Origin of the sequence: Mesorhizobium sp. M7A.F.Ca.ET.027.03.2.1 (genome assembly GCF_003999175.1) — a bacterium.
In the GTDB taxonomy this organism is placed as follows: domain Bacteria; phylum Pseudomonadota; class Alphaproteobacteria; order Rhizobiales; family Rhizobiaceae; genus Mesorhizobium.
This window is the reverse complement of record NZ_RZOM01000009.1, coordinates 1-21,683: the sequence shown is the minus strand read 5'-3', so window position 1 is coordinate 21,683 and position 21,683 is coordinate 1. Positions and strand designations below refer to the sequence as shown.

General features: G+C 61.6%; 19 protein-coding genes and 2 pseudogenes. 6 read left to right on the top strand and 15 right to left on the bottom strand.

Annotation, left to right across the window (positions count from 1 at the left end; translation table 11 throughout):
• From EN750_RS40295 to EN750_RS01070, 6 genes and pseudogenes are all read right to left on the bottom strand, one after another.
• A pseudogene (locus EN750_RS40295) lies at positions 1 to 163 on the bottom strand (cysteine hydrolase); the annotation flags it as partial.
• Positions 163 to 1,686, bottom strand: a complete 1,524-nt coding sequence (locus tag EN750_RS01090; RefSeq protein WP_127395362.1) for an ABC transporter ATP-binding protein — start codon at positions 1,684 to 1,686, stop codon at positions 163 to 165. The gene EN750_RS01090 and the pseudogene EN750_RS40295, both read right to left, overlap by 1 nt.
• 10 nt (positions 1,687 to 1,696) lie before the next feature.
• Positions 1,697 to 2,398, bottom strand: coding sequence for an isochorismatase family cysteine hydrolase (locus tag EN750_RS01085; RefSeq protein ID WP_127321989.1), 702 nt, complete (start codon positions 2,396 to 2,398; stop codon positions 1,697 to 1,699).
• A gap of 14 nt (positions 2,399 to 2,412) precedes the next feature.
• Positions 2,413 to 3,339: an ABC transporter permease gene (locus EN750_RS01080; protein WP_127395361.1), complete on the bottom strand. Its 927-nt coding sequence runs from the start codon at positions 3,337 to 3,339 to the stop codon at positions 2,413 to 2,415.
• The gene (locus tag EN750_RS01075; RefSeq protein ID WP_127395364.1) at positions 3,339 to 4,469 is read right to left on the bottom strand and encodes an ABC transporter permease; all 1,131 of its coding nucleotides are present in this window, start codon (positions 4,467 to 4,469) and stop codon (positions 3,339 to 3,341) included. The genes EN750_RS01080 and EN750_RS01075 overlap by 1 nt, the downstream gene beginning before the upstream one ends.
• Positions 4,470 to 4,498: 29 nt before the next feature.
• Positions 4,499 to 5,626 (bottom strand): BMP family ABC transporter substrate-binding protein, encoded by a 1,128-nt coding sequence (locus EN750_RS01070; protein ID WP_127395360.1) that lies wholly within the window; start codon positions 5,624 to 5,626, stop codon positions 4,499 to 4,501.
• 319 nt (positions 5,627 to 5,945) lie between these two features.
• Between EN750_RS01070 and EN750_RS01065 the strand changes: the two genes are divergently transcribed.
• Positions 5,946 to 6,590, top strand: coding sequence for a GntR family transcriptional regulator (locus EN750_RS01065; protein WP_245465905.1), 645 nt, complete (start codon positions 5,946 to 5,948; stop codon positions 6,588 to 6,590).
• A gap of 240 nt (positions 6,591 to 6,830) precedes the next feature.
• A pseudogene (locus tag EN750_RS01060) lies at positions 6,831 to 7,823 on the top strand (IS481 family transposase).
• A gap of 172 nt (positions 7,824 to 7,995) precedes the next feature.
• Here the strand turns inward: EN750_RS01060 and guaA are convergent.
• From guaA to EN750_RS01035, 4 genes are all read right to left on the bottom strand, one after another.
• Entirely contained in the window at positions 7,996 to 9,558 is a 1,563-nt protein-coding gene (gene guaA, locus EN750_RS01055) for a glutamine-hydrolyzing GMP synthase (RefSeq protein ID WP_023809008.1), read from the bottom strand.
• 55 nt (positions 9,559 to 9,613) lie between these two features.
• Positions 9,614 to 10,282 carry a 5'-methylthioadenosine/S-adenosylhomocysteine nucleosidase gene (locus EN750_RS01050; RefSeq protein ID WP_127395359.1) on the bottom strand — a complete coding sequence of 223 codons (669 nt, stop codon included), beginning with the start codon at positions 10,280 to 10,282 and terminating at the stop codon, positions 9,614 to 9,616.
• 141 nt (positions 10,283 to 10,423) lie between these two features.
• Positions 10,424 to 10,882 (bottom strand): PaaI family thioesterase, encoded by a 459-nt coding sequence (locus EN750_RS01045; RefSeq protein ID WP_013530371.1) that lies wholly within the window; start codon positions 10,880 to 10,882, stop codon positions 10,424 to 10,426.
• Between the two features lie 126 nt (positions 10,883 to 11,008).
• Positions 11,009 to 12,298 (bottom strand): RsmB/NOP family class I SAM-dependent RNA methyltransferase, encoded by a 1,290-nt coding sequence (locus EN750_RS01035; protein WP_127395358.1) that lies wholly within the window; start codon positions 12,296 to 12,298, stop codon positions 11,009 to 11,011.
• Between the two features lie 182 nt (positions 12,299 to 12,480).
• Here EN750_RS01035 and EN750_RS01030 point away from each other — a divergent pair, with 182 nt between their 5' ends.
• Entirely contained in the window at positions 12,481 to 13,158 is a 678-nt protein-coding gene (locus EN750_RS01030) for an MIP family channel protein (RefSeq protein WP_127395357.1), read from the top strand.
• A 74-nt stretch (positions 13,159 to 13,232) separates the two neighbouring features.
• Here the strand turns inward: EN750_RS01030 and EN750_RS01025 are convergent, their stop codons facing one another.
• Positions 13,233 to 13,754, bottom strand: coding sequence for a hypothetical protein (locus EN750_RS01025; RefSeq protein ID WP_127395363.1), 522 nt, complete (start codon positions 13,752 to 13,754; stop codon positions 13,233 to 13,235).
• Positions 13,755 to 13,857: 103 nt separating this feature from the next.
• Here EN750_RS01025 and EN750_RS01020 point away from each other — a divergent pair, with 103 nt between their 5' ends.
• The 3 genes from EN750_RS01020 to EN750_RS01010 all read left to right on the top strand — a co-directional run bounded on the left by EN750_RS01020 (position 13,858) and on the right by EN750_RS01010 (position 17,244).
• The gene (locus EN750_RS01020) at positions 13,858 to 14,766 is read left to right on the top strand and encodes a LysR family transcriptional regulator (RefSeq protein WP_127395356.1); all 909 of its coding nucleotides are present in this window, start codon (positions 13,858 to 13,860) and stop codon (positions 14,764 to 14,766) included.
• 175 nt (positions 14,767 to 14,941) lie between these two features.
• Entirely contained in the window at positions 14,942 to 16,102 is a 1,161-nt protein-coding gene (locus EN750_RS01015; RefSeq protein ID WP_127395355.1) for a Shedu immune nuclease family protein, read from the top strand.
• Between the two features lie 59 nt (positions 16,103 to 16,161).
• On the top strand, positions 16,162 to 17,244 hold the full coding sequence (locus EN750_RS01010) for a hypothetical protein (RefSeq protein ID WP_127395354.1): 1,083 nt from the start codon (positions 16,162 to 16,164) through the stop codon (positions 17,242 to 17,244).
• Between the two features lie 289 nt (positions 17,245 to 17,533).
• Here the strand turns inward: EN750_RS01010 and EN750_RS01005 are convergent, their stop codons facing one another.
• The 4 genes from EN750_RS01005 to EN750_RS00990 all read right to left on the bottom strand — a co-directional run.
• Positions 17,534 to 18,637: a calcium:proton antiporter gene (locus EN750_RS01005; RefSeq protein WP_127395353.1), complete on the bottom strand. Its 1,104-nt coding sequence runs from the start codon at positions 18,635 to 18,637 to the stop codon at positions 17,534 to 17,536.
• A 69-nt stretch (positions 18,638 to 18,706) separates the two neighbouring features.
• The gene (locus tag EN750_RS01000; RefSeq protein WP_127395352.1) at positions 18,707 to 20,479 is read right to left on the bottom strand and encodes an AMP-binding protein; all 1,773 of its coding nucleotides are present in this window, start codon (positions 20,477 to 20,479) and stop codon (positions 18,707 to 18,709) included.
• 331 nt (positions 20,480 to 20,810) lie between these two features.
• Positions 20,811 to 21,509, bottom strand: coding sequence for an ATP phosphoribosyltransferase (gene hisG, locus EN750_RS00995; RefSeq protein ID WP_127272183.1), 699 nt, complete (start codon positions 21,507 to 21,509; stop codon positions 20,811 to 20,813).
• Positions 21,506 to 21,683 (bottom strand): ATP phosphoribosyltransferase regulatory subunit (locus EN750_RS00990; protein ID WP_189525983.1); only part of this gene is annotated, 178 nt, incomplete at its 5' end. The genes EN750_RS00990 and hisG, both read right to left, overlap by 4 nt.

The following is a 21,683-nucleotide window of genomic DNA, read 5'->3' as shown; positions in this document are numbered from 1 at the left end:
TCTTCACCGTCGGCACGATCGCGGCCACCCGGCTGACGTCGTTGCCAAGGCTGGTGCCGAAGCCGCCGGGCTCGGCGAAATCGCGCTGCATGTCGATGACGACCAGCGCCATCGTCTGCGGCTTGAAGGAGAAGGCGAACGGCTGCGCATCAATCTCCGCCATCAGTGATGTCCCGCCATATGCTCGCCGATGGTCTGCACGCTCGCTTGCGCGATCGGCGTCTCGTAGACCAGCGCGCCGTCCGACATGACGAAAATGCGGTCGGACAGTTCCAAAAGCTCGTCGAGGTCCTCCGACATCAGCAGCACTGCCGCACCCGCATTGCGCGCCTTCATGATGCGGGCGCGGATTTCGGCCACCGCCGAGAAGTCGAGGCCGAAGCACGGGTTGGAGACGATCAGCAGGTCGACCTCGCCGGTCAGTTCGCGCGCCAGCACGGCGCGCTGCACATTGCCGCCCGACAGCGAGGCGATGGGCGAGGATAGCGAGGCGGTCTTGACCTTGAACTGCTCGACCAGCTTGGCGCTGAACGCGCGTATGGCGCTGGCGCTGATCCAGTTCACCGGCCTGCCGTTGCCGTCGATGTCGAAGGTGCGGAAGGAGATGTTCTCGGCCACCGTCATTTTTGGCGCGCAGGCATTCTTCAGCGGCTCTTCCGGGATGAGCCGCACATTGAGCGCGCGCGCCTCGGCCCGCGTCGCCGCATAGGCGGAGCCGCGTACCAGCACCTCGCCACCGTCGCGCGGCCGCTGGCCGGCCAGGACCTCGAGGAATTCCTTCTGGCCATTGCCGGAAATGCCGGCGATGCCGACGATCTCGCCCGAACGCACGCCGAGATTCTCGATGCGGATCGACTTCAGCCCGGTGCGGTCCGGCGCCTTCAGCGATTTGACCTTGAGCACGATCTCGGCATCGGGTTTCGGCGCCGCGCGACTGTCGAGCGCGGCGATCGGCTGGTCGCCGATCATCATCGCCGCCATCGCCTTGTGGTCGAGGTCGGCGACGCGGCCGGTTCCCGTCAGCCTGCCCTTGCGCAGCACGCTGACATCGTCGGCGAAGCCGGTGACCTCATGGAATTTGTGCGAAATCATCAGCACGGTGAGGTCGCCGGCCTTGGTCATGTCGCGCACCAGCCCCAGCACCTCCTGCGCCTCACCGGGCGTCAGCACCGAGGTTGGCTCGTCCAGCACTAGAAAGCTGCGGCCAAGATAGAGCTGCTTGATGATTTCGAGCTTCTGCTTTTCGCCGGCGGCGAGTTCCGCCACCTTAACGTCGAGCGGCAGCTTGAACGGTATGCGCTCCATGAACACGGCAAGGTCGGCTCGTTCCCTACGCCAATCGATAATGCCCGGAACCTTCTCGCGCGAGATGACGAGGTTTTCCGCACCGGTCAGCGACGGCACCAGCGTAAAATGCTGATAGACCATACCGAGCCCGAGCGCCGAGGCGTCGCGCGGACTAGCGATCGCCACCTCGCGGCCATCGACCAGCAGGTCGCCTGATGTCGGGTGATAAAAACCCATCATGCATTTGACCAGCGTCGACTTGCCGGCGCCGTTCTCGCCGAGCAGCGCGTGGAAGGAGCCCGCCGGCACCTTCACCGACACGGCATCCAGCGCCGTGAAGGCGCCGAAGCGCATGGTCATGCCGATGGTCTCGACGCCGACCGCTTTCCTGTCATTCATCGCGGCCTCCTCATGGCAACTGCGCGACAAGCGCCTTGGAATTCGACACCGTGCCGAAGACGCCGCCCTGCATCTTGATCATCTTGATCGCCGCCAGATGGTTGTCGTAGTCGGTCGCCCCGCAGCAATCCTCCAGCATCATGCATTCATAGCCGCGGTCGTTGGCCTCGCGCATGGTGGTGTGCACGCAGACATCCGTGGTGATGCCGGTCAGCACGATGTTCTCGATGCCGCGCTGATTGAGGATGAGCTCCAGGTCGGTGGCGCAGAACGAGCCCTTGCCGGGCTTATCGATGATCGGCTCGCCCTCGGTCGGGTAAAGGTCGGGGATGATGTCCCAGCCCGGCTCGCCGCGCACCAGGATGCGCCCGCACGGGCCAGGGTCGCCGATGCCGGCATTGATGCGGCGCGAGCGCCAGCGCTTGTTGGCCGGCAGGTCGGCGAGATCGGGCCTGTGCCCCTCGCGCGTGTGGATGATGGTGTAGCCCTTGGCTCGCATCGTCGACAGCACCAACTTGATCGGCTCGATCGGTGCGCGCACCAGCGACAGATCGTAGCCCATATGGTCGACATAGCCGCCCGGCCCGCAGAAATCGGTCTGCATGTCGATGATGATCAGCGCCGTGTTGTCGGGCCGCAGGTCGCCATTGTAGGGCCAAGGATAAGGCTCGGCGTCGATCGTATGCTGAGTGACTTCGGCTCTGGCGTTCATCGGCAAAACTCCAGTCATTTGGTGATCGACAATTCGCCCGGCGCGCCCGCAAGCGTTCGTGTCGGCGACGAGGTGGCGATCATGATGATGAGGGTGAGGATGTAGGGAGCGGCGTAGAACATGTAGTAGCCCTGCGTGACGCCGACCGATTGAAGCGCCGGGCCGAGAGCTCCCGCCCCGCCGAACAAAAGCGCTGCAGCAAAGCAGCCGAGCGGGTTCCAGCGCGCGAAGATGACCAGCGCCACCGCCATCAGGCCCTGGCCCGACGAGATGCGTTCGGTCCAGCTGCCGGGATAGTAGAGCGACAGGTAGGCGCCGCCGATGCCGGCCAGCGCGCCACCGACACCGGTGGCGAGCAGCCGCACCGTATCGGGGTTGAGGCCCATGGCGCGTGCCGCGTCCGAACTGTCGCCGACGACGCGCACGATGAGGCCGGCGCGGGTGTTGCGGAACGCCCACCACAGGATGACCGACAGCACCGCGCCGATCAGGAACAGCACGTTGACGTCGAGTGCGGCTTGCACCTGCGGAATGTCGGACCAGCCGCCGAAGGGAATGGCCGGCAGATTGGGCGCCTTCGGCTTGATAAACGGCTTGCCGAAGAAGAAGGCGAGACCCGAGCCGAACAGCATCAGCGCGATGCCGACGGCGATGTCGTTGACTTTCGGGAATCTGCAGATCCAGCCATGGAACAGGCCGAAGCACAGGCCGGCGAAGGCGGCGGCGATGAGGCCGAGCCATGGCGAGCCCGTCATCACCGCCACCGCATAGGCGGTCATCGCACCGAAGACCAGCGTGCCTTCGAGCCCCAGATTGATGCGACCCGAACGCTCGGTGATCGCCTCGCCCACCGAGACGAAGATGAAGGGCGTCGACACGCGGATGGCGCCGCCGAGCACGGCCAGCGGCACGCCCCAGAGGCCGATCTCGGTCGCGTCCATCAGGCGGCTCCCTTCACGAGATCGGGTCTTTTCCAAAGATCGGGATTGAAGGCCTTGAAGCGGCCGTAGAGGGTTTCGCTGAACAGGATGACGATGAAGATCATGCCTTGCAGCACCAGCACCGTGGCGTCGGGCAGGTCCATGCGGCGCTGTATCAGCCCGCCCGAGGCGTCGATGCCGCCAAGCAGGATGGCGAACGGAATGATGGCCAGCGGATTGTGGCGGGCCAGGAAGGCGACAAGGATGCCGGTGTAACCATAGCCGGCGGAAAGCGAGGCGTTGGCGCTCCCCTGCACGGCGGCGACCTCCAGCATGCCGGCAAGCCCGGCAAAGCCGCCAGCGAGCGCGGTGAAGCCGACGATCAGCGGCCCGACGGCCAGCCCCTGTACCTGTGCTGCCCGCACATTGCCGCCGGCGATGCGCGCGGCAAAACCCCAGCGGGTCTTTTCGATGAGCAACCAGGAGAGGATGCAAGCGACGACACCGACAACCAGCCCCCAATGCACGTCCATGCCCGGAATGTTGCCGATGCGGTAGATGTCCGCCAGCGGCTGCGTTGACGGCTTGTTGAGCGAGGCCGGGTCGCGCAACGGCCCTTCCACCAGCTGGTTCATCAGCGCGATGGCGATGTAGGCCATCAGCAGGCTGGAAATGGTTTCGTTGACGGCCCGGTAATGGCGCAGCGCGCCGACGGCACCGATCCAGATGCCGCCGGCGGCCATGCCCGCCACGCCCATGGCAAGAATGACGATTGACGATGGCCCGCCGCTGAGCGCAGTGCCGGCTGCCGCAGCGGCGACGCCGCCGAGCACGATTGCACCCTCGCCGCCGATGACGACGAGGCCGAGCCGGGCCGGCAGGGCCACGCAGAGCGCGGCCAGCAGCAGGGGAGCGGCGCGCGACAGCGAGTTCTGGACCGAGAACCAGGAGCCGAAGCCGCCGCGCCACATGGTCTGGTAGAGCAGGATCGGCGACTTGCCGACGAGCACAATGAACAGGCTGAACAGCGCCATGCCGACGATCAGCGCCGCGAGCGGAATGACCAAAGCCTCCGCCCGCCGCGCAATCCATTCCACCGCCGCCGAATAGGCCTTGGCGCTGAAGAGTGCCGGCATGCCGGCCCCTGTCATCGTGTCCGTCATCGCCCCACCCCCTCAGATCAGGCGGTCGAACCGACGACGCCCTCGACCAGATAATCCATGCTTTCGAGCTCGATCGCGGTCTCCGGGAATGCTTGGCTCGCGGTGGCGACGACAGCCCCCTTGTTGCTCTTCAGCGGTCCCTTGATGACGGCGAAGCCGCCGTTCATCATTTCGGCCAGCGTGGCGTCGAACTGCTTGCGCGCCGGCTCGCCGACGGCGGGACCGAGCGGGCTCATCTTGACGAAGCCGTCGGCCAGGCCACCGCGCGTGAAGTTGGGCAGTGGCGTGCCGGCGACGAGGTCGTCGACGAACATCTTGTAGACCTTGGCCCAGTTCCACTCGGCCCCGGTGAGGTATTTTTCCGGCGCCAGCGGGCTCTGGTTGGCGTGATAGCCGCACACGAAGGCCCCACGGCCGGCGGTCGTCTCGACCACCACTTTCGGGCTATCGACATGGCAGCTAATAACGTCGGCGCCCTGGTCGACCAGTGCGTTGGTGGCTTCCGCTTCCTTGACCGCCAGCGACCATTCGCCGGTGAAAATGACTTGGCAAGTGATGGTCGGATCAACCGAGCGCGCGCCGAGCAGGAAGGAATTGATGTTGAGCAGCACCTGCGGGATCGGCTTGGCGGCGACGAAGCCGAGCTTCTTCGTCTTGGAAGTGTGGCCGGCGACAACGCCGTTGAGATACTGGCCCATACCGATATAGCCGAAATAGGAGCCGGCATTCATCGGGTGCTTGGCCTTGTCCCACATGCCACCGCAATGGCGGAACTGCACGTCGGGGAATTTCGTGCACATGGCCAGCATGTGGGGGTCGAAATAGCCGAACGAGGTCGGGAAGATCAGCGAGGCGCCGTCGAGATTGATCATCGATTCCATCGTCTTCTGGACGTCGACCGTCTCCGGCACGTTCTCCTCCTCGACGATGGAGATGCCCTCGATACCCTTCAACGCCGCCGCCCCTTCGGCATGCGCCTGGTTGTAGCCGTAGTCGTCCTTCGGCCCGACATAGATGAAGCCGACGGTGGCGGCAGCGGCAAAGGCCCTGCTGATGGGGAAGGCAGCGGACGCAAGCCCGAGTGCGGCTCCAGCGGCGGAGGTCTTGAGTAGCTCGCGGCGGTTAAGCGTGAATCTCGCGGTCATTGTGAATGCTCCCCTGTAGGACCCTTTCCGGGCCGGTTAAGATGCCGTCAACAAAGTGCATGCAATCGCCATGCCAGTTTCTTTGGCGAAATTAATGAATGGAATCAATCGCACCTTTAAAAGAGCCTGCTTATGTAGCGGGCAATTGCATGCACTTCTTGCCTTGAAAACAGCCAATTTGACAGGCAGATTAAAATAGAGGCATACAGGGGTATGTTGAGTCGATGGGCCGCTGCGTCGACCCTCCACAAGAAGACGGGGCGGAGGAGATTTGTCGGGGAAGCGCAACTTGATCAGGTCGGGCAAGACCGTGGATCAGATGGTGAGGGCGATCGGGGACCGGATCGTCACCGGCTACCTACGCCCCGGCGAAAAGCTCGACGAGACCTCCCTCGCCGCCCGCTTCGACGTATCACGCACCCCGGTCAGGGAGGCGCTCGGCCACCTCAGCGCCATGGGGCTGGTCGAAAGGCGGCCCAACCGGGGTGCTATCGTGGCTGTCGTGACGCAAGAGCATCTCGCCTCGATGTTCGAGAGCATGGCCGAACTGGAGGCGATCTGCGCGCGCTTCTCGGCCGAGCGCATGACCAGTGCCGAGCGCCGCTCGCTCGAAATCGAGCATCAGGCTTCGGCGCGGATGGTGCAACTGGGCGCCGAGGAGGACTACGAGTATTTCAATACCGAGTTCCACACCCGGCTCTATCGTGGTGCCCACAACCCGCATATCCACGATCTCACCGTGATGACCCGCAGCCGGTTGGCACCCTTCCGGCGCGCTCAGTTCATGCTGCCCGGACGGTTGGCCAAATCCTGGCAGGAACACGAGCTAATCGTCACCGCAATCATGCGCGGAGACGGCGCTGCTGCGGGCAAGGCCGCCAGGGATCATGTCTCTATCGTCAGCGAGGCGAGCGCGGTGTTCGCGGCTGATGGCGGCAAGCCAGTTCGGCGGGACGTGGCCTGAAAATTCCGAACATCCCGAATCTCGGGACGATGTCTGCTTCCAGGCGGCGCACAGTATCGCGCAACGGCTGATATGAGGCGCTACGCTGCTCGGCAGCAAGGCTTTGAAGCAGCATGGTCAACCAGACCGATATACGTGCCCCAGTTGGTATTCTACGTCGAGGCGTGAGCGATGAGGGACTAGATGTTTGATCCCAGATTTTGATGGGCATCCCCTGTCCTCCGAATCAAGGGATGCGCTATGGGCCAGGTTCTTCATGGGAGCGCCACGACGACAGAGGCGGTCCGTCGAGCGATACAGCATAGTCAAGAGAGCCTGAGGGCGCTGGCGAAGCGCTACGGGGTCAACCAAAAGACTGTTGCCAAATGGCGGGAACGGACCTCGGTGGCAGATTTGCCGACCGGTCCGAGAGAGCCTAGATCGACAGTGCTCTTGCCCGAGGAGGAGGCCGTCATAGTCGCCTTCCGGCGCTACACTCTGTTGCCACTCGATGACTGCCTCTATGCCTTACAACCGACGATCCCACACCTGACGCGCTCATCACTGCATCGCTGCCTGCAGCGCCACGGCATCAGCCGCCTGCCGGACGTAGAAGGCGACAAGCCGGCGAAGAAGAAGTTCAAGAGCTATCCGATCGGCTACTTCCACATCGACGTCGCCGAGGTGCGCACAGAACAGGGCAAGCTGCACATGTTCGTCGCTATCGACCGCACCTCGAAATTCGCCTTCGTCGAACTGCATGAGAAGGCCACCACCGCCATATCGAGAGACTTCCTACTGCGCCTGATCGCGGCCGTGCCCTACAAGGTCCACACTGTCCTCACCGACAACGGTATCCAGTTCACGACGCCCGGCGCCGGCGGTTCGGCCGTGCCATTGATCAAGGAGGCCATCGCAAACGGCGAACGCTTCTGGGCCCATGCCTTCGAATAGGCTTGCGCCACGAACGACATCGAGCACCGAACGACCAAGGCAAGGCATCCGTGGACCAACGGCCAGGTCGAGAGGATGAACCGGACTATCAAGGATGCAACCGTCAGGCGTTTCTATTACGAGAGCCACGACCAACTCCGCCAGCACCTTGCCGACTTCATCTCGGCCTACAACTTCGGTCGCAGGCTCAAGACCCTCAAAGGCCTTACGCCCTACGAGTTCATCTGCAAGGCGTGGGCGTCACAACCGGAACGCTTCAAACTCGATCCGCTCCAGCAAATGCCGGGACTAAACAGCTAGAGCACTCCCGCCCTCTAAAGCGATTTTACATCATCCGGAAACTGGGCGCAGATCGAACCACCGAGGCAGAAACGGAGAACGCCAGCTCTGCGGAGTAAGGTACGGACTGCAACAACACTGCGCGACGGCGAAATTCGCCGCCGAAACTACGCTATTGCCGCCGTTTGTACCCTCACTCCCACTCGATTGTTCCCGGCGGCTTCGACGTGACGTCGTAGACGACACGGTTGATGCCGCGGACTTCGTTGATGATGCGGGTGGCGGCGGCGCCGAGGAAGGCCATGTCGTAGTGGTAGAAATCCGCCGTCATGCCGTCGACCGAGGTGACGGCACGCAGCGCGCAGACGAACTCGTAGGTGCGGCCATCGCCCATCACGCCGACCGTCTGCACCGGCAGCAGCACGGCAAAGGCCTGCCAGATGGCGTCGTACAGGCCGGCCTTGCGGATCTCGTCGAGATAGATGGCGTCGGCCTCGCGCAGGATTTCCAGCTTTTCGCGGGTGATGCCGCCGGGGCAACGGATGGCAAGACCCGGGCCTGGGAACGGGTGCCGGCCGATGAAGCTTTCGGGCAGGCCAAGCTCCTTGCCCAGCGCCCTGACCTCGTCCTTGAACAGCTCGCGCAGCGGCTCGACCAGCTGCATGTTCATGCGCGCGGGCAGGCCGCCGACATTGTGGTGCGACTTGATCGTCACCGACGGGCCGCCGGTGAAGGAGACGCTTTCAATGACGTCGGGATAGAGCGTGCCTTGCGCCAGGAATTCGGCGCCGCCGAGTTTCTTGGCCTCTTCCTCGAACACCTCGATGAACAGCCGGCCGATGGTCTTGCGTTTTTTCTCCGGGTCCGACTCGCCCTCGAGGGCGTCGATGAAACGGTCCGACGCGTTCACCAGAATGAGCGGTAAATTGTAGTGTTCGCGGAACATCGCCACCACGCCCGCGGCCTCGTCCTTGCGCATCAGGCCGTGGTCGACAAGGATGCAGGTCAGCTGGTCGCCCACCGCTTCGTGGATCAACAGCGCCGCAACGGAAGAATCGACGCCGCCCGACAGCGCGCAGATGACCTTGCCCTTGCCGACCTGCTTGCGGATCGTCTCGACCGCGTGCTCGCGGTAGGCGCGCATGGTCCAGTCGCCCTCGATGCCGGCGATGTTGTGGACGAAATTCCTGAGCAGCCGGGCGCCGTCGGGCGTATGCACCACCTCGGGATGGAACATGATGCCGTACATCTTGCGCTCGATGTTGCCGAAGATGGCGAAGGGCGAGCCCTCGGACTTGCCGAACACTTCGAAGCCCTTGGGCAAGGAGATGACGCGATCGCCATGGCTCATCCACACCTGATGGCGCTGGCCGGGCGCCCACAGGCCCTCGAACAGCGGGCTGTCCTTTTGTATCTCGACGAAGGCGCGGCCGAACTCGCGATGGTCGGAGCTTTCGGCGACGCCGCCCATCTGCACGCACATGGCCATCTGGCCGTAGCAGATGCCGAGCACCGGCACGCCGGAATCGAAGACGATCTGCGGCGCGCGCGGGCTGCCGATATCGCCGGTCGAAGCCGGACCGCCGGACAGAATGACGGCCTTCGGATTGATACGCTTGAATGCCGCTTCGGCCGACTGGAACGGCACGATCTCGGAAAACACGCCGGCCTCGCGGATGCGGCGGGCGATGAGCTGGGTGAACTGGCTGCCGAAATCGACAATCAGGACGGTGTCGGGATGATTGGCTGTTTTCATGGCGAGCGTTTAGAGAAAGAAACGAGTCGACGCAATGGGTTGCGTAGCCCGACTTTCAGGCTGGTCTGGCATCTTCATGGGGTGGTTCCGTCCGGAGGGCGCCGTCGCCGATCGCCTGTTCGAGCCGCATGACGGCGTCCGCCAGCTTCTCGTCGATGACTTCAAGATATTCGGTCCAGTCGCCGACATGCCTGAGATCCGCCGCCCCGTCGGAAATGCCGCGCAGACCGATCAGCGGAATGTCGAACAGCTGGCAGGCGCGCAGGCAGGCGAAGGTCTCCATGTCGACCATGTCGGCGGCAACAGCATCATACGCCGCGCCAGTGATGATCGCGCCGCCGGTCGACAGGGTCGCCTGCTTGATGTCCGGTATCTTGAAGGGCAATGGCACGGTTACCGGCAGGTCGAGGAAGGGGGTGGCGCCCTTCTCGAAGCCGAGCGGCGAAGCGTCGATGTCACGGTAGCTGACCGAAACCGCCTGGTAGATTTCCGTCTGCTGCAGCGTCCGACTGCCGGCTGAACCGAGCGAAACAACGAGATCCGGCAGTGCTTTTTGCGATTTCAGCCAGGAGAGTTCAGCACCCAGCCTGACGCCGGCCTCGACCGGACCGACACCGGTCATCAGCGGCGTGAACAGCTGCTTGAGGTGCGGGCCGTATTCGGCCTGCGCCGCCATAACGAAGAGGACGTCCTTGCCCGACAGGCGGGAGATTTTATCGGCCATGATGATTTATTCCTCTCCGCCCGATCATCTGCTTATCTGCACCGCCGCTCGCCGGGACCCGCTGCCTCCGGCAGCTCCCGGCGTTCGTGGCCTTTCATCGTGCCACCGGCACGATGAATTCGCCTGCGGCGAACCGGCCACTCACCCTTCAATCCCATCGCGGCCAACCACCGTCATCATGGTGCCGGTCATGGTGGCGATCAGCTTGGCCTCGCCGTCGGCGGCGAAGGCGTAGGCCTGGCCGTCGGCGACGATGATGGTGCGGCCTGGCTTGGTCACCGAGCCGCGGAACAGGAAGCGCTCGCCCCTGCCCGGCGCCAGGAGGTTGACCTTGAACTCGATGGTCAGCACGCCGGAATTTTCCGGCATCAGCGAAAAGGCGGCATAGCCGCAGGCCGAGTCCAGCGCCGTCGAAATGACACCGGCATGGAGGAAGCCGTGCTGCTGGGTCAATGCCGCCGAATAGGGCATCTCGATCTCGATGATACCGGGCGTCACCAGCGTCAGTTCGGCGCCGATCGTGGCCATCGCCTTCTGACGCGCGAAGGAGGTCCTGACGCGATCCTCATAGTCCGGGGCGGGTACGATCTTTGCTGCCATTGCCGCTGCCTTCCTTTACGCGGATAAGCTTATTGCAGAGGCATGGACGGCAGGCAAATGCTTTTGCTGCACTGCACAATCGACCTGGCCTGCCGGCCGGCGCCACGCATCCGTCAGGAATAGGATTCAGGCCGATCTGCGTAACGCACAGAGATAAAACCCATCGGTGCCGCTGAGCGCCGGCGACAGCGAGATGTCGCCTCTGGCGCCGATGCGTGCGGCTGCCTCATGGCCGGGAAAACGGCTGTCCCAGAGCTGGCGGTGGTCGACGGGAACAAAGCCGCTGTTACGGTCCCGAAAGGCCGCGATCTGCTCACCGTTTTCCTCATCAAACACCGAGCAGGTGATGTAGACCAGCAGGCCGCCTGGTTTGACATAGGCTTTGGCCGCATCGAGGATCGCCGACTGCTCGCCCTTGCGTGCATCGAGCTGCCTTTGCGTCAGCCGCCATTTGGCATCGGGACGGCGCCGCCAGGTGCCGCTGCCGGTGCAAGGCGCGTCGACCAGCACGATGTCCATGTGGTTGCCGAGCGGCGCGAGTTCGGCCGGCTTGGTGACGATCTGGACATTGCGGTTTTCAGAGCGGCGGATGCGGTCGAAGATGGGCGCCAGCCGTGCTTTTTCGGCATCATGGGCAAAGATCTGGCCGCGATTTTCCATCGAAGCCGACAGTGCCAGCGTCTTGCCGCCGGCGCCGGCGCAAAAATCCAGCACCTGCATGCCGGCTTGCGCCCCGGCAAGGGCGGCCGCGATCTGCGAGCCTTCGTCCTGGACCTCGAACCAGCCCTTCTGGAAAGCCGGCTCGGCCTGCACGTTCGGGTGCCGGCCGTCGCCGTCGATCGGCGGGATGCGGATGCCGTGTGGCGCGATTGCCGAGGGTTTCGCGCCGGTTCCCGTCAGTTCGGCCAGCACCTTGTCGCGGTTGGCCTGCAGGGTGTTGACCCTGAGGTCGAGCGGCGGGCGCGTTGCCAGCGCGGCGCCCTCGTCGTCCCAGGTCGAGCCGAAGGCTCGCTCGAAAAGCGGCGCGCACCAGTCCGGAACATCCGCCCGCACCGCGGCCGGCGCATCGTCAAGCCGGCGTTCGGCGATGGCCTGAAGCTCGGCGGCGGTCAGCAGCGGCGGTGCGAACTTGTCGCCATCGAGCGCCTCGTTGAGCGATTGTGCCGTCTGGCGCCATTCGAGCAGCAGCGCGCCGAAGCCGATGGCGCGCGGCGTGTCCTGCCCCAGCAGCCAGCCGGCGGAACGCTTGTGGCGCAAGGCGTCATAGACGATGTTGCCGATCGCCGCACGGTCGCCGCCGCCGGCGAAGCGATGCGACAGGCCCCAATCCTTCAGCGCGTCCGCCACCGGCCGGTGGCGCCGGCCGATGTCTTCCAGCACTTCGATGGCCGCAGCCAGCCGTCCGCCCAGTCGCATGGTCTTGTTCCGTCACGCAGAAAATTATTCCGGCCCTGCTCTAGAGCGCGCAACCGGCGCGCACAAGCAGGTCGGCCTGCACAACCGCTCTGCTTTCCAAGTTTTCTGGTTGCGAATACTCTTCCGGTTGTGATTCGCGGCGCGCAAAAGGTGGACCGGCGGATCGACACGAGGAGAGGGCAATGAAGACTTATCTGGCGGAAGTTCTAGGCACATTTCTATTGGTGTTCATCGGTACGGCTTCTGTGGTGACGGGCGGCTTCGGCGGCGCGCTGCCGCTCGGCCAGGAAGGCATCGGTCTGGCGTTCGGCATCGGCCTCATCGCGGCGGCTTATGCGATCGGCCCCATTTCGGGCGCGCATCTCAATCCGGCGGTGACGCTCGGCGTCTTCCTTGCCGGCCGGCTGCCGGCCAAGGACGTGATCCCCTACTGGATCGCGCAGGTCATCGGCGGCGTCCTTGCTTCGCTGGCGTTGTGGATCATCGTTTCCGGCCAGGTTGGCGGACACACCACCGGCTTCGGCGCCAATGGCTGGGATGTGACGAAATGGGGCGTCAGCTCGGCATTACTGTGGGAAGTGATCGGCACCTTCACCTTCGTCACCGTGATCCTTGGCGTCACGGCTGAAAAGCACTCGACGGCGTTCGCCGGACTGGTCATCGGCCTGACGCTGGCAGGATTGCACTTCGCCATCATCCCGGTGACCGGCACCTCGCTCAACCCGGCCCGCTCGATCGGTCCGGCACTGTTTTCGGGAACTGCCGCGATCGGCCAGCTCTGGCTGTTCATCGTTGCACCGCTGATCGGCGGCGCCATTGCCGGTGTGGTCGCCAAGGCGCGCATCTTCGAGAAGGACTGAACTCTTTGGAAGGCTGAATATGAAAAGGCGCGGGCCATGGCCCGCGCCTTTTTCTTTGGTGGATCTTCTTACCGTCAAAGCACAGCCGGGCCGGTCGTCGCCAACACCCGGACCTTCAAAGGACGTAGCAGAAAATAGAACGCGGCGACGTGCGTGATCATCAGCAGCGGCACGTAGATGATCGGGATCGCGTAGGCGGCGCCCAGTTCCCCCGCATGCGCAGGAAGGCCGACCTGGATGGCATGGTAGTAGTCGACGACGAGTTCGACCATGCCGACGAGATTGAAGGCGACGACCAACGGCCAGAAGAGCCGAGGCATCCTCACCGTGAGCAGCGCCAGCATGGCCAGCAGCCCTGTTGCAAAGTCACCGTAGGCGGCGAACACGGCGAAGCCGGCTGGGAGATCGGGGCTAACGACACCCGGCAGGATGAAGACGAGCCCAAAGAAGCGGAAGCTGTGCAGCGTGGCAATGACGCGTTGCACCGCGACCCGGTCCATGGAGCTCAGCCACGGCAAACCGTATGCGCCGAAGCAAAGCAGCCACGCGACGTAGCCTAGAACGAGATGGGTTTGGAACACCATTTCCGTGGACATTTGGCCTCCTGTCAGCAACTGGTTCACGAAGCCTCCCTGCTTCGGTCGGCTACCTCTAAGCCCGCTTCCATAATTCGACTATCCGGTATAATCAAAACAACCTATGAAGCAGAACTACACAGTTCGGCACGGTGCACTGGAGGGCGTCGAGGTGTTCCTGGCAGTCGCCAGGCGCCGCAACTTCCGCCGTGCCTCCGCCGATCTCGGCGTTACGCCATCCGCTGTGAGCCAGGCGGTGCGCACGCTGGAAGCCCGGATGGGCGCGGCGCTGTTCGTGCGCACGACGCGAAGCGTCGGTTTGACCGAGGCTGGTCAGCGGTTCCTCGACCGTGCAGGCCCTGCCTTCGAGGAAATCGTCATGGCAGGCGAGGCCGCGCGTGATGTCGGCCAACGGCCGACCGGGCTGCTGCGCCTGTCCGTACCCCGCGCCGTCGTGCCGTTGATCCTGGAGCCGATGATCGCGTCGTTCTGCCGAACCTATCCCGAGATCGAGCTGGAGATCGCCGCGAGCGACGAGATGGTCGATCTGGCGAAAGGCGGGTTCGATGCCGGCATCCGCCTTGGCCAGTTCATCGCGCCCGACATGGTCGCCGTGCGGCTGACGCCGTCGTTCCCGTTCGTGGTCGTCGGCAGCCCGGACTATCTCGAGCGCCATGGCGCCCCCGAGCACGTCGAGGATTTGCGCCACCACGCCTGCCTGCGCTTGCGCCGCTCGAACGGCGCCATCGCGCCCTGGTCCTTCGCCGACGGCAACGGGGCGATCGAAGCGATGGTCTCGGGCCCACTGATCGCGCACGACTATCCGACATTGCTCGGGGCCGCGATGCAGGGCATTGGGCTGGCGCAGACACCTCGACCTGTCGCCGAAGGTCCGATCGCCCAGGGAAAACTCAAATCAGTGCTGGACAGCGTCGCCGCCACGACACCGGGCTTCTTCCTCTATCATCCCGGCAAACGCCAAATCCTGCCGAAGCTGCGCGCCTTCATCGACCACCTCAAATCCGCGGATTGAAGCAAGGGAAGGATGGTGGAACATTGGGCGCTTCCCGACGATGCCGCAGTAGCCCTAGGTATCAAAATCCAACCCTATGCAGACCTGGCAGACCCGAAAGCCTTGTACACAAATTTCCGAGGCCCACCGAAGTAAGATCACTTCCACTTCGATATTTCTGCGATAGTGTCAGGACATGAGCGATGATAGCGGATACGAGTTCTTCAGGCTGCGCAAGCAGGTTAAGACCTATATCTCGAAAGTCTTCAGCTTCGGGGGAATGAACCCAGAGCGTATTCGCAACGTCATAATGGTGAATGAAGGCAGCGACGAAGTCCGCCTTGGTGAGGTAGAGGGCGCGATGTGCCTTCGACTGACGGGCAATATCCGCAAGACTCAAGTGACCGCCCTTGTTACGCAAGATAATAAAAAGATTAAGCGGCTGTCGCTTCTAACCTTCAAGTCCCGTGCGGGCGATTGGATCGAGGCAATGGAGAAGGAGGAATTCACCTTCCGCTCCGATGAGTGGATTCGACTTCAAAACTTTCTGACTCAGATCGAGTTCGTCGACCTGTCGAACCAAGAAACTTTTCATATCGAAGACATATCCACGAAGGCCGGCCCGAAGGCGATCATCGATGCCTCAGATCGCGCGATCATCGACCGTATCAAGAACATGTCCGATGGAGAGAGGAACGGCATTCTTCGCGCTCTGCAAGGGCAACTGACCGTTGAGGAAGTTAACATCCTTCTGGGCCGCAGGCAGGGGTTGGAAGAATATGAAAAGCACATGCTCCACAAAGATTGGAGCGAAGCGCAGTGGCAAGACTTCTTTGATCGCGAGCAGTGGGTTTTCGGCTATGGTCTCGACTATCGGGTGATGCGTCAGTTTGATCGAGAGATGACGGTCGGCGCTGGCGGCACCGACAACCAGAACAAGCCTGTGGTCGACTTCCTTCAGACCTTCACGGATTACACGGTGCTCGTTGAAATCAAGAAGCCGGACACTCCGATTTTCAAAGCCAGTCGTGGCGGACGTGCTGGAACATGGGAATTCAGCCCAGAATTCCTGGGCGCATTTTCCCAGATCATTGAGCAGAAAGCGGAATGGCTTGCCTTCGCACAGACTGGCGAACATCATAACAAGGCGGGCGAAATTCTGACCGCCCGCACAAAAAACGCCAAGAGCATACTCGTTATAGGCTCGAGTGATGAGTTCTTACGCGCCGATAGCACTAGAGCCGCGAACGTGAAGCGAGATACCTTTGAACTGTTCCGGCGTGAGAGTCGCAGCACCGATATCGTGACGTTCGATGAACTCCTAGAACGCGCCCGGTTCATAACACGGAGTCAGTAGTGCTGTGACTACTAGACGTCTCAACATGCGATATCTGTCTAGGACATGGCCGCAAACAAATGATTGAAGACGATATCTCAGATGGAATTGATCCGGCCTATTTCCTTCAGTTTGTCTGCAGCCCAGAGGAATACCCCAGGATATTGCGCCCAAAGAATGCAGACGATTTTCTACTGAGAGTTCAGGCTGACGCAATAACCGACCATGCTCGCATTTTCAGAGTCATGCAACGACGAGCCATCGTTAAAAATTTAAATACAATGTTGATTGATAAAAATCAGAGAGATTTTTCTCAATATCTATCCTACATGCCTGAATTTGAAAGATTAGTATGCACTGACATTCCAGGAAGATACATATTAACAAATAATTACGATGCTATGTGCCTAAAGTCGGAGTTTGGAAAGGTAATTGTTGTATCTGAAGTTCTCAGGTACTTTTTGTACTATATGAATCTAGGTACTTTGGCAGTCGGCGATGTGCCTGCAAGCGTACGAAGCGCTGCGACCCTGATCGCCATTAGAACACTTCTGCTGAGTGAGGCGCTTGACTTCGACCTTGACCCCAGAGGGATGATACCCCAGGAGATTCACGCGACAATTGAAGGGTTTGTCGATTGGCAGATGAAATTTATCATCGGCCACGAATATGCGCATCATATCCTCAATCATAGCTCCGAAGAGACGTCTTACATATCATCGGCAAAGCGCTTTTCCGATGGGGATGATCTTGGAGAGTGGGTGGGATACAAGCGCCGACACTCCGAAGAATTCGAAGCTGACGCACACTCTATTATTATCGCGGAAGATAAAGAAAATCGTTATAGCCTGTTCGTAGGCGGAACAAGCTTTTTGCTAGGGCTTTATGTCTTTGAAATTATAGCGGGAAAGATCGACCCCTCTTTTTTGGAGATAAATACACACCCCAACACAACCACGAGATACAGAAAATTAATTGAAAAATTCGAATGCGATGAAACTTTCATGATCGACGGAGTCGATCGAATAATCGATTTCTACGAGTCAATTGCCAACGATCTATTAGATCACTATCAAGCACACCCAGACGCTTTTACCAGGTATGGCTCAATGTACCTAGCGGAATGGCGAGGGCCTATTTTGAAAGATCGAGTTGACTATTGACGATTTTCGACCTGTCAATGAATAATTAGACGGTCATGACGGCTCGCACGGACAGCCCTCTTTACGCCGTCCTCTGCACTACCAGCCCCAACTCCTTCACCATTGCTTCGCGCATTAGGAATTTCTGCGGCCTGCCGGTCACCGTCATCAGCAATTCGGTGCGGAAGCGGAAACGCCATCTCAGGCAACGGGCTGCAGTTCGCTGTCGGCTTCCAGACTGAAGAACCCAAGCAGTCCGTTGACGACCAGTCGCGCCACTGTATCTAATTGCCAGCCTGGGCCAAAGTTTTCATGGTACAAATATAAGAAATATATATGTAAGAAATACCACGATATGGACAGCGCCCGTCAAGAATGTTGTTCTTTCAGTACTAAAACTTACGTTGCATATGAACAGCGCTAAAATCAAAAGCACTGTGTCAGTCGCTGGAAGCCCCAGGGTTAACCCTCTTTCCGTCAGCAGGCTGGCGGCCGCGACCGCCGGTATGGTCAAACCGATTGTGGCGCAAGCGGAACCCATCGCGACATTCAAACCGCGTTGCAGCTCATTGTTGAGTGAAGCGCGCACCGCCGAAATGGCCTCCGGCATCAACACCAGCCCCGCGATCATTGCTCCCACAATGCTGTCAGCCTGTGTCACCTGATAGGCAACGAGCGTATTTTCAACACTTGCGGCGACCTGCTCGGCGAGCATGACAATGCCAATCAGCCCGATCAAAAGCAGCAATGCGCCGGCAAAGACGCTTTCGTGAGGGGCAGTCCGCAGCGAAACGCCATGGGCCTGCCCTTCGACAAAGTCTTCTCGGTGGCGGACAGTCTGCGCGAACACAAAACTTGCATAAAGCAGCACCGAAAGCACGCTCACAAAGCCAAGTTGAGCTGCCGAAAATGTGCCCGGCCCCGTAGCTTGTGTGTAGGTTGGCAGAATAAGCGTCATGATGGTCAGCGCGATCAGAACCGCCAGATATGCGCTGGTCCCTTGTCGAACAATTGCCTGCTTGCGATGACGCCAGCCGCCAAGCGCGAGACAGGTGCCGACGACGCCGGTGGATGCAATCATCACCGTTGAGAAGACGGACTCACGTGCAAGCGTAGGATTGTTCTCTCCATGCAGCATCATGGAAACGATGATCGACACCTCGATTGCCGTCACGGCAAAAGTCAGCACCAACGTGCCGTAGGGCTCTCCTACACGCCGAGCCACCGCCTCGGCGTGGTCGAGCACCACGAAAATCGTGGTGAACATAATCGCACTCGAAAGCGCTCCGACGAGTATCCTGGCGCTCAGCGAACCTTCGTCTGCCGACAGCCCGCCGGCTCTGACGGCGACAGCCATCACCAAGGCGGCCAAAGGCATCGCATACGAAGTCACCGAATGTCCGAAACCGCTCATGCAAGCCCCTGCGCGCTGCTGCGAACCGTGGCTGCATTCGCGCACCGACTGATCGAAGCGTTCACCCGTTCACGCCGTCTTCTGCGCCACCAGCCCCAGTTCCTCCACCATCGCCTCGCGCATCAAGAACTTCTGCGGCTTGCCGGTCACCGTCATCGGCAATTCGGTGCGGAAGCGTATGTGGCGGGGGATCTTGTAATGGGCGATCTGGCCGGCGCAGAAGTTCTTGACCTCCTGCTCGGTGGCGATCTGGCCGGGCTTGAGCACGATCCAGGCGCACAGCTCCTCGCCATATTTGGCGTCGGGAATGCCGAACACCTGCACCTCCTTGACCTTTGGATGGCGGTAGAGGAATTCCTCGACCTCCCTGGGATAGACGTTCTCGCCGCCGCGGATAACCATATCCTTGACCCGGCCGACGATGTTGCAATAGCCCTCGGCGTCTATGGTGGCGAGGTCGCCGGTGTGCATCCAGCCGTCGCTGTCGATCGCCTCGCGGGTCTTGTCGTCGTCGTCCCAGTAACCCTTCATCACCGAATAGCCGCGCGTGCAAAGCTCACCCGGTATGCCGACCGCAACGGTAGCGCCATCGGCATCGACCGCCTTGACCTCGACATGGGGGTGGATGCGCCCGACGGTCGAGACGCGCTTTTCCAAGGGGTCGTCGACGCCGCTCTGGAACGACACCGGGCTGGTCTCGGTCATGCCGTAGGCGATGGTCACCTGTTCCATATGCATCAGCGACACCACCTTCTTCATCACCTCGATCGGGCATGGCGAGCCGGCCATGATGCCGGTGCGCAGGCTAGAGAGATCGAAGGCGGAAAAATCCGGATGATCCAGCAGGGCGACGAACATGGTCGGCACGCCGTAGAGCCCGGTGCAACGTTCCTGAGCCACCGCCTTCAACGTCGCGCCGGCATCGAAGCCCTCGCCCGGGAAAACCATCGTGGCGCCCTTCGTGACGCAGCCCATCGTGCCCATCGACATGCCGAAGCAGTGATAGAGCGGCACCGGTATGCACAGCCGGTCGTCGACGGTCAGCTTGATCGCCGAAGTGACGAAATTGCCGTTGTTGACGATGTTGTTGTGGGTCAGCGTCGCGCCCTTGGGGGCTCCCGTGGTGCCTGAGGTGAACTGGATGTTGATGGCCTCGCCCGGCTTCAGCTTCTCCGAGATGCGGTCGAGGCTGTCGTGCTCGTCACGCCCGGCCATGGCCAGCACGTCGCCGAAATTGAACATGCCGGGCGAATTCTCGTCGCCCATGCGGATGACGATCTTCAACGCCGGCAGTTTTTGCGCCTTGAGCTTGCCCGGCGTGGCCTTGGCGATCTCGGGTGCCAGCGTCTCGATCATGCCGAGATAGTCTGACGTCTTGAACCTGGCAGCGGTGACCAGCGCTTTGCAGCCGACCTTGTTCAGCGCATAGTCGAGCTCGGTCAACCGATAGGCGGGGTTGATGTTGACCAGGATCAGGCCGATGCGGGCGGTGGCGAACTGCGTCACCAGCCATTCCCAGCGGTTGGGCGACCAGATGCCGACGCGATCGCCCTTTGCCAACCCCAGCGCCAGGAAGCCGGCAGCCAGCGCGTCCACCGTGTCCGACAGTTCGCTCCAGGTGAAGCGCTTGTCCTGGTCGACGAAGACAGCGGCGTCGAGCGTGCCGTATTTGCTGACGGTGTCGGAAAACAGCGCGGGGATGGTCTTGTCGAGCAGCGGCACGCTGCGTTCGCCAGAGACATGCGCCCTGTTGTCGACGGGTGCGACGAAGACACCGCCAGCGCGCGCTCCGGGTCCACGCAAATTGCTGGCGTTCTTCAGCTCGTCGAGATTGACCGGCATCGCTCTCTCCTCCCGGGACTAAGTGCGTCGCGCTGAAACAGAATCATGCGACGCGTTCTAGGTCCTTGCTTTTATGCATGTCGTTCTCCCAAAACCGAGATCACTTTGGGCGACATGCATTAGCCGAGCCTATCAGCCTGCCGGAGTGGAGGAAATCCCGCCGATGGTCGAGGCAGGGCAACGATCCGGTCAACGATGCTCCGGAGCTTCGCGTTGGCTGACGAAGCGCGCCAAAACGAAAAAACCCGCCTGGGCGGCGGGTCACCGGCGCAAATCAGCACCATGGGCAAAAATGTAGCATAGCTGCCCTCACCGGTCAAGGAAATAATTCCTATCCGACCGCAGCCGCCATCTTCGCCGCGATGTCGCGCAGGACCGCTTCATCGGCCGCCGCCCGTGTCTTCTTCGACGCCACCAGACAGGCCTGCGAGCGCAGGACGAGGCCGTCGCCCAGCACCTTGAGATGATTGGCGCGCAGCGTCGAGCCGGTGGTTGTGATGTCGACGATGACATCGGCCAGACCGGCCGCCGGCGCGCCTTCGGTAGCGCCGAGGCTTTCGACGATGCGATAGACCTGGATGCCGTGCTTCTGCGAGAAGAATTGCTGGGTCAGCCGCCAGTATTTGGTGGCAATGCGCAGCCGCCGGCCATGGCGCTGGCGGAAATCGGCGGCGACGTCGTCGAGATCGGCCATGGTGTCGACGTCGAGCCAGATGTCCGGCACAGCCACCACCACATCGGCATTGCCGAAGCCGAGACGGGCGACGATTTCGGCGCGGCTTTCCCAATCGGCGAGGTTTTCACGCACCAGATCCTCGCCGGTGATGCCGAGATCGACGGCGCCCTGGCCGATCTCGCCTGATATTTCGGAAGCCGACAGGAACACCACTTCGACATCATCCAGACCCTCGACGCGGGCGTGGTATTTGCGCTCGTCGCCGGGCAGGCTGACGGCGAGGCCGGCTTTGGCCAGTACTTCCAGCGCCTGTTCTTTCAGTCGGCCTTTCGACGGGATTGCCAGCGTGATCATGGGGCCGTCTCCCGCAATGCCTCGATGCGATCGAGCCAGACAGAAAAGCCGACGCCGGGGATAGGCGTCTTCGCGCCAAGCAAGGTCAGCAGTCGGTCATAGCGGCCGCCGCCGACCAGCGGCCTGTCGCCATTGTCGGCCGCGATTTCGAAAACCAGGCCGGTGTAGTAATCG

Coding starts and splice junctions, on each gene's coding strand:
- EN750_RS01090 (WP_127395362.1), bottom strand. CDS start 1,686: ATGAATGACAGGAAAGCGGTCGGCGTCGAGACCATCGGCATGACCATG.
- EN750_RS01085 (WP_127321989.1), bottom strand. CDS start 2,398: ATGAACGCCAGAGCCGAAGTCACTCAGCATACGATCGACGCCGAGCCT.
- EN750_RS01080 (WP_127395361.1), bottom strand. CDS start 3,339: ATGGACGCGACCGAGATCGGCCTCTGGGGCGTGCCGCTGGCCGTGCTC.
- EN750_RS01075 (WP_127395364.1), bottom strand. CDS start 4,469: ATGACAGGGGCCGGCATGCCGGCACTCTTCAGCGCCAAGGCCTATTCG.
- EN750_RS01070 (WP_127395360.1), bottom strand. CDS start 5,626: ATGACCGCGAGATTCACGCTTAACCGCCGCGAGCTACTCAAGACCTCC.
- EN750_RS01065 (WP_245465905.1), top strand. CDS start 5,946: ATGGTGAGGGCGATCGGGGACCGGATCGTCACCGGCTACCTACGCCCC.
- guaA (WP_023809008.1), bottom strand. CDS start 9,558: ATGAAAACAGCCAATCATCCCGACACCGTCCTGATTGTCGATTTCGGC.
- EN750_RS01050 (WP_127395359.1), bottom strand. CDS start 10,282: ATGGCCGATAAAATCTCCCGCCTGTCGGGCAAGGACGTCCTCTTCGTT.
- EN750_RS01045 (WP_013530371.1), bottom strand. CDS start 10,882: ATGGCAGCAAAGATCGTACCCGCCCCGGACTATGAGGATCGCGTCAGG.
- EN750_RS01035 (WP_127395358.1), bottom strand. CDS start 12,298: ATGCGACTGGGCGGACGGCTGGCTGCGGCCATCGAAGTGCTGGAAGAC.
- EN750_RS01030 (WP_127395357.1), top strand. CDS start 12,481: ATGAAGACTTATCTGGCGGAAGTTCTAGGCACATTTCTATTGGTGTTC.
- EN750_RS01025 (WP_127395363.1), bottom strand. CDS start 13,754: ATGTCCACGGAAATGGTGTTCCAAACCCATCTCGTTCTAGGCTACGTC.
- EN750_RS01020 (WP_127395356.1), top strand. CDS start 13,858: ATGAAGCAGAACTACACAGTTCGGCACGGTGCACTGGAGGGCGTCGAG.
- EN750_RS01015 (WP_127395355.1), top strand. CDS start 14,942: ATGAGCGATGATAGCGGATACGAGTTCTTCAGGCTGCGCAAGCAGGTT.
- EN750_RS01010 (WP_127395354.1), top strand. CDS start 16,162: ATGATTGAAGACGATATCTCAGATGGAATTGATCCGGCCTATTTCCTT.
- EN750_RS01005 (WP_127395353.1), bottom strand. CDS start 18,637: ATGAGCGGTTTCGGACATTCGGTGACTTCGTATGCGATGCCTTTGGCC.
- EN750_RS01000 (WP_127395352.1), bottom strand. CDS start 20,479: ATGCCGGTCAATCTCGACGAGCTGAAGAACGCCAGCAATTTGCGTGGA.
- hisG (WP_127272183.1), bottom strand. CDS start 21,509: ATGATCACGCTGGCAATCCCGTCGAAAGGCCGACTGAAAGAACAGGCG.